The organism is Mesorhizobium sp. M6A.T.Ce.TU.002.03.1.1, from assembly GCF_003997275.1.
Classification (GTDB): domain Bacteria; phylum Pseudomonadota; class Alphaproteobacteria; order Rhizobiales; family Rhizobiaceae; genus Mesorhizobium; species Mesorhizobium mediterraneum.
Map to the genome: position 1 here is coordinate 1 of NZ_RZTI01000213.1, position 6,169 is coordinate 6,169.

General features: G+C 63.8%; 7 protein-coding genes. 3 read left to right on the top strand and 4 right to left on the bottom strand.

Translation table 11 applies throughout. The annotated features are described in order from the left end of the window. Positions 1–27 precede the first annotated feature (27 nt). Positions 28–720 carry a glutathione S-transferase family protein gene (locus tag EOC93_RS32220; protein ID WP_127206625.1) on the bottom strand — a complete coding sequence of 231 codons (693 nt, stop codon included), beginning with the start codon at positions 718–720 and terminating at the stop codon, positions 28–30. A gap of 171 nt (positions 721–891) precedes the next feature. On the opposite strand from EOC93_RS32220, the gene EOC93_RS32225 reads away from it, so the two are divergent. Then, positions 892–1,404, top strand: a complete 513-nt coding sequence (locus EOC93_RS32225; RefSeq protein WP_095483231.1) for a DinB family protein — start codon at positions 892–894, stop codon at positions 1,402–1,404. A gap of 102 nt (positions 1,405–1,506) precedes the next feature. Here EOC93_RS32225 and EOC93_RS32230 read toward each other — a convergent pair whose 3' ends face one another. The 3 genes from EOC93_RS32230 to EOC93_RS34310 all read right to left on the bottom strand — a co-directional run bounded on the left by EOC93_RS32230 (position 1,507) and on the right by EOC93_RS34310 (position 4,319). After that, positions 1,507–1,809, bottom strand: a complete 303-nt coding sequence (locus EOC93_RS32230) for a DUF982 domain-containing protein (protein ID WP_127206626.1) — start codon at positions 1,807–1,809, stop codon at positions 1,507–1,509. Positions 1,810–1,966: 157 nt separating this feature from the next. After that, the gene (locus tag EOC93_RS32235) at positions 1,967–4,048 is read right to left on the bottom strand and encodes an ATP-dependent helicase (RefSeq protein WP_127206627.1); all 2,082 of its coding nucleotides are present in this window, start codon (positions 4,046–4,048) and stop codon (positions 1,967–1,969) included. A 100-nt stretch (positions 4,049–4,148) separates the two neighbouring features. After that, on the bottom strand, positions 4,149–4,319 hold the full coding sequence (locus tag EOC93_RS34310; RefSeq protein ID WP_164547241.1) for a hypothetical protein: 171 nt from the start codon (positions 4,317–4,319) through the stop codon (positions 4,149–4,151). A 131-nt stretch (positions 4,320–4,450) separates the two neighbouring features. Here EOC93_RS34310 and EOC93_RS34315 point away from each other — a divergent pair, with 131 nt between their 5' ends. After that, a complete protein-coding gene (locus tag EOC93_RS34315) occupies positions 4,451–4,624 on the top strand; it encodes a hypothetical protein (protein WP_164547240.1) in 174 nt (57 codons plus the stop codon). A gap of 393 nt (positions 4,625–5,017) precedes the next feature. Continuing rightward, a partial coding sequence (locus EOC93_RS32240) for an ABC-F family ATP-binding cassette domain-containing protein (protein ID WP_164759366.1) occupies positions 5,018–6,169 on the top strand: 1,152 nt, incomplete at its 3' end.

A 6,169-nucleotide genomic window follows, 5' to 3' on the forward strand; every position in this document is an offset into this window, starting at 1 on the left:
CCCCTACTCCCCTATTCCCCTATTCCCCTATACAGCCGCCGCCACCTTGCGGCCGAGGCCGTCATGCAGATCGAGGCAGCGCTCGAACCACTGCGCCACCGCATCGCTGTCGTCGAGCAACCGGTAGGGCGAGGCGATGCGCGCCCATTGCAGCGCGCCGAAGACGATGTAGTCGGCAAACAGCGGTGATTGGCCGCCGATGAACGGCTGATAGCTGAGCGTCGAGCGCAACGGCTCCAGCGAGGCGCGGAAGGCGTCTAGGCCGGTGTCTCGCGCCGCCATCACCTCTTCCAGCCTCTTGCCGAAGCGCTGCTCGCGGCTCTGGCGGAAATAGGCGGCGTTCGCCTCGTCCTGCATGGCGTGGAGGTCCATGATCGCCGCAGTGGTGACATAGGGGTGGATGGTCAGTTGCGACCAGCGTTCGATGAACCGCGCCATCGCCTTGCCGCCGTCGCCGGAAAACAATGTCGGCCGCTCAGGATAGGCCTCGTCGAGATAGAGCGCGATGGCGAAGGAATCGGCGACCACCTTCTGGCCGTCGCGGATCACCGGAACGAGCTTTGAAACGCCGCCTTCGACAGTGGGCACTTCGAGAAAGCGTGTCGGCACGGTTGAGACGTCGAGCCCTTTGTGGGCGAGCGCCATCGCCGCCTTCCAGCAATGCGGGCTGAACGGACGGGCAGCATCGCGTCCGACGAGGTCATAGAGCAGAATGGTCATTGGCGGCGGCTTCCTTGCGGTCTACTAGAACGAGGTGCGTCCACTTGGATGCACAAAGTATGCTCTAGCGTTTTTGAATCTACGCATCGTGTTTTTTCCGAAAAACGGTACCGATTTTTGGGCCGATGCGGTAGGCACCCGGAACGGGGTCTTGCGGGTCGGGAGAAAAAGATGAGACAGCACTTCATGATGTTTGCGGCCTACAATCAGTGGGCCAATAGCCGCATCTACGATGCCGCGGCCGATCTCGACGACGAAGAATTCCACCGCAATGTCGGTGCTTTCTTCGGCTCGATAATGGGCACGCTCAACCATGTTCTGACCGCCGACCGCATCTGGATGAGGCGGTTTACCGGCGAGGGCGACGCGCCGGCCAGGCTCGACACGATCCTGCACCGCGCCTTGCCGGGCTTGCGGCTGGCGCGCGAGGCCGAAGACAAGAGGATCATCGACTGGGTCGGGGCGTTGAGCGACAAGGCTTTGTCCGGCCGCTTCTCCTACATGACCGTCTCTGACATGCGCACCGTGTCGCAGAGATTGGCGCCGGCGCTCGATCATTTCTTCAACCACCAGACCCATCACCGCGGCCAGGCGCACACGATCCTAACCGTTCTGGGCCGGCCTTCGGTGTCACTCGACCTGACGCTGTTCCAGCGTAGCGACGAGGGGCGCGCCTACGCCTGATTTGGGATCATCCGGATCGATCATGATCGATTGAAAGTAAAACCCGTCGAAGATGTGCAGCATCTCGACGGGTCACGCTCGCAAAGGAGGCCTAGCCAGGCGTCAGGCGGCGTATCCGCCCTGGCCTCGGGCGACCGGCTTGACTGAGACCGCCGGCTGCGCCGAAGGCCAGAGAATGCCTGCCGTCACCGCGAGGGTGATCAAGGCATCGCGTGCCGCTTCCGGCGAGATCTCGCCGGCGCGTGCTGCCTCGCAGGCCTTCACCGCCGCGCCATAGCTCAGGCGTCGTCGCGATGGCGGGAACTCGGTCAGGAACTCATGCATGTCGAAGAGCGAAGCGATCATGCGCTTATGGCCGGCGCCGACGGTAACGGCGACCGGGGTGAAGGGCATCGTGTCGTGCATTCTGGCCTCTCGTATTGGGCGGAGGTGACGGCGGACGCCGCTCTCCGATCTGGGTCGGACGCCCAGAAACGCGGATTGCGGCATCAGGTTCCATGTTGCCGAGATTTGATTTTCGCCACCAAGCTCAGTGGCATGAGCGCCGTGCCGAAGAGGCGGCCTACTTCCACATGTCACGCATGCGGGCGCCGAGGTCGACGCGCACTTGCGGCTGGCGACGCGGATCGTCCTTGGCCTGGACGCTCGCCCATGATGTCTGTTCGAAGGCACCGAGGATCGAGGCTGGGATGAAGCGGGTGCGCGAGGCGTAAACGTGGCGATCGCCACGCGCCGCCTGGCCGTGGACGAAGAAGCGCTGCGGCATGACCAGATGCAGGCCGTCCTTGGCCCGCGTCATCGCCACGTAGAGCAGGCGGCGCTCCTCGTCGATATCCTCCTTCGAGCCGACGGCGAGGTCGATCGGGATGCAGCCGTCTACGGTGTTGAGCACGAAGACGTTCTTCCATTCCTGGCCCTTGGCCGAATGGATGGTCGACAGGATCAAATAGTCCTCGTCGCGATGCGGCGGTCCGGCCTCGTCGCTGGTTGCATCCGGCGGATCGAGCGTCAGCTCGGTGAGGAAACGCTCGCGCGAGGCATAGCCCGAGGCGATCTGCTCGAGCTGCAGAATATCGGCCCGGCGCGTCGTTGCGTCCTCGTGGATGCGGTCGAGATGCGGCTCATACCAGAGCCTGACCTGTTCGAGATCAACAGGCCATTTTCCCGACCCGGTGCGAAGCTGCGAGAACAGCGTGACGAAACCCTGCCAGTCGTCGGCGGCGCGTTGCGGCGGCCGGTAGCGCGCCAGACCCATCGCTTCGTCGAGCGACGTGGCCATGGTGTCGACGATCTGCGAAGCTGCCGAAGGGCCGATGCCGGGCAAGAGCTGCAGCACGCGAAAACCGGCGACGCGGTCGCGCGGGTTTTCGGCGAAGCGCAGCACCGCCAGCACGTCCTTGACATGGGCGGCGTCGAGGAATTTCAGCCCGCCGAATTTGACGAACGGGATGTTGCGGCGCGTCAACTCGATCTCCAGCGGCCCGCTGTGGTGCGAGGCGCGAAACAGCACGGCCTGCGCCTTCAGCGCCGTGCCGGCCTCGCGCTCGGTCAGGATCGCCTGGCAGACGTAACTCGCCTGCTCGGCCTCGTCGCGAACGCTGACCAGCTTCGGCTTTTCGGCCGATTTACGCTCCGTCCATAGGTTCTTGGTAAAGCGCTCCGAGGCCTCGCCGATCACCGCATTGGCGGCGGCCAGGACGGTCTCGGTCGAGCGGTAGTTGCGCTCAAGCATGACGATCTCGGCCGGCCGCGCGAACTGTTTTGGGAAGTCGAGGATGTTGCGCACTTCCGCCGCGCGAAACGAGTAGATCGACTGCGCATCGTCGCCGACCACCGTCAGCCCGGATCCGTCCGGCTTGAGTGCCGTGAGGATCGAGGCCTGCAGCCGGTTGGTGTCCTGGTATTCGTCGACCAGAACATGGTCGAAGCGCCCACCCAGATGCGCCGATATCTCCGGCTCGCCCCCCATCTGCGCCCAGTAGAGCAGCAGGTCGTCGTAATCGAGCACGTTCTGCGCCTGCTTGGCCTCGACATATCGGGCGAACAGCGCCTTAAGCTGTTCTGCCCACCCCGCGCACCAGGGAAACACCGAACCCAGAACCTCGCCAAGCGGCGCCTGCGCGTTGACGGCGCGCGAATAGATCGCCAGGCACGTGCCCTTGGTCGGGAAACGGCCTTCCGTCTTCGAGAAGCCGAGTTCGTGCCGGGCGAGGTTCATCAGGTCGGCCGAATCCTCGCGGTCGTGGATGGTGAAGGCCGGATCGAGGCCGATCTCCAGCGCGTAGTCGCGCAGCAGCCTGGCGCCGATGCCGTGAAACGTGCCGGCCCAGGTGAGAGCATCGGTGATAACTGAAGCGTCCCGGCCGAGCACCTCGCCGGCGATGCGCTCGACCCGCTTGGCGAGTTCCGATGCGGCGCGACGCGAAAACGTCATCAAAAGGATGCGCCTGGGATCGGCGCCTCTGACGATCAGATGCGCAACGCGATGCGCCAGCGTGCTGGTCTTGCCGGAGCCGGCGCCGGCGATTACCAGCAACGGGCCAGCGACCTTGCCGTCGCCATGCTCGACGGCAAGGCACTGCTCGGCATTCAGCTTCGCGAGATAGGCAGGCCGGAAGGTCGAATCACGGGCAGCGAGGTTCATTGCCCATCAAGCATCGTTTCTGCTTTGTTCGCAACGGTTTCGACGTGAGAGTTGCGATCGACGCGCCGACCCTATTGACGCACCAGCCGATGAATTCGATCTAGCGCTCTGGCTCTACGCCCATCGCCGCCGACTGCCGCCGCAGCGACTTGTCGTCTTCGGGAGGTGGCAGCAACAGCGGATCGAAGTCGTCGGGCACTTCGTCGATGATTTCCCTGACTATGCGGTAGGCCACGTAGACGGCGGCCCCTGCTATGAGCAGACGGATCATGATTTTCTCCATTGGTGTGGACCAACCGAAGAGGCGGCTTTTTGTTCCCCCGTTCTCCAAACGCCCCGAGCTCTGCCTGAGCGTGCAACCAAATCGGCACCGTCTCGTTTGCCCGGTGACAGGAGGTTGCGATGAATAAGCTCTCAATCTTGCTGGCTTTAGCCGCAGCCCTGGCTGTGGCGGCTTGCGACAACAATATCCCGCCGACGAAGGCCCCCGGCACCGTCGATCAAAACCCGCAGGTCGACCCTGCACCCAAATCGATGTCAGGCGGTGATCAACCCGGCACACCGCCGGCACAGTGAACGCTGTGGGAAAAAATGGCCGGCGCCGCTTGGGAGGAGATGGCGCCGGCCAGGCGGGTATCAGGTCCGCCGCACACCTAGACATAGCTGAGTCTTGCCCTTGCGTCATGGTGCGATCGCTGAAGACGACCGCGTTGCACGGGCAATTAACTGACAAATGCGCAATTTTCGGATGCGAGTAGTCGATGCTCGCCAGGCGACGCGCCGTCGCTGCAGGTTCCCGGCCCAATTCAGAGTCGGCCCTCTGATCCGGCGAGGCCGGCGATTGGATCGATCGTCTTCCCCTCCCGCGGCATCAGGCAACCTGCCGCCGCCGGCCATTTTCATGCCTTATGCAACCAACCGGCGCTCAAGGTCTTGCGAAGCGCCGACGTCCCGTGCAAAAGCGCGGCCATGCTGATCATTAACGACCTTTCGCTCCGTATGGCCGGACGCCTGCTTCTCGACCATGCCTCGCTGACCTTGCCGGCCGGCAGCAAGGCAGGGCTTGTCGGCCGTAACGGCACCGGCAAGACCACCTTGTTCAAGGCGATCACCGGCGATCTCGCCTCCGAGACCGGCTCGATCAGCCTGCCGAAGAACACGCGCATCGGCCAGGTGGCGCAGGAAGCGCCCGGCACCGAGGAGCCGCTGATCGAGATCGTGCTCAAGGCCGACCTTGAACGCTCCGCATTGCTCGAAGAAGAAAAGACGGCGACCGATCCGCACCGCATCGCCGACATCCACATGCGGCTGGCCGACATCGACGCGCATTCGGCCGAGTCGCGCGCCGCCACCATCCTCGCCGGCCTCGGCTTTGATGACGACGCCCAGCGGCGGCCGGCCTCGTCCTTCTCCGGCGGCTGGCGCATGAGGGTGGCGCTGGCGGCAGTGCTGTTTGCCGAGCCCGATCTGCTGCTGCTCGACGAGCCGACCAACTATCTCGACCTCGAAGGCACGCTGTGGCTGGAAAACTACGTGTCGAAATATCCGCACACCGTGCTTCTGATCTCGCACGACCGCGACCTGCTTAACCGCGCCGTCAACTCGATCGTCCATCTCGACCAGAAGAAGCTGACCTTCTGGCGCGGCGGTTACGACCAGTTCGAGCGCCAATACACCGAGCAGCGCGAGCTCCAGGAGAAGGGCAGGGTCAAGCAGGAAGCCGCGCGCAAGCACATGGAATCCTTCGTCGAGCGCTTCCGGGCCAAGGCCTCTAAGGCGAGACAAGCGCAGTCGCGTATCAAGGCGCTGGAGAAGATGAAGCCGATCGCCGCGATTGTGAACGACAACGTGCGGCCGTTCTCCTTCCCCGAGCCGGTGAAGACCGTGGCCTCGCCGATCATTGCGCTGAACAATGTGAATGTCGGCTATGTCGAGGGTGAGCCGATCCTGAAGAAGATGACGCTGCGCATCGATGCCGACGACCGCATCGCGCTGCTCGGCGCCAACGGCAACGGCAAGTCGACCTTTGCCAAATTGCTGTCGGGCCGGCTGAAGCAGGAGAGCGGCACCATGACGGTGGCGCCCGGCCTGAAAGTGGCGATCTTTGCCCAGCATCAGCTC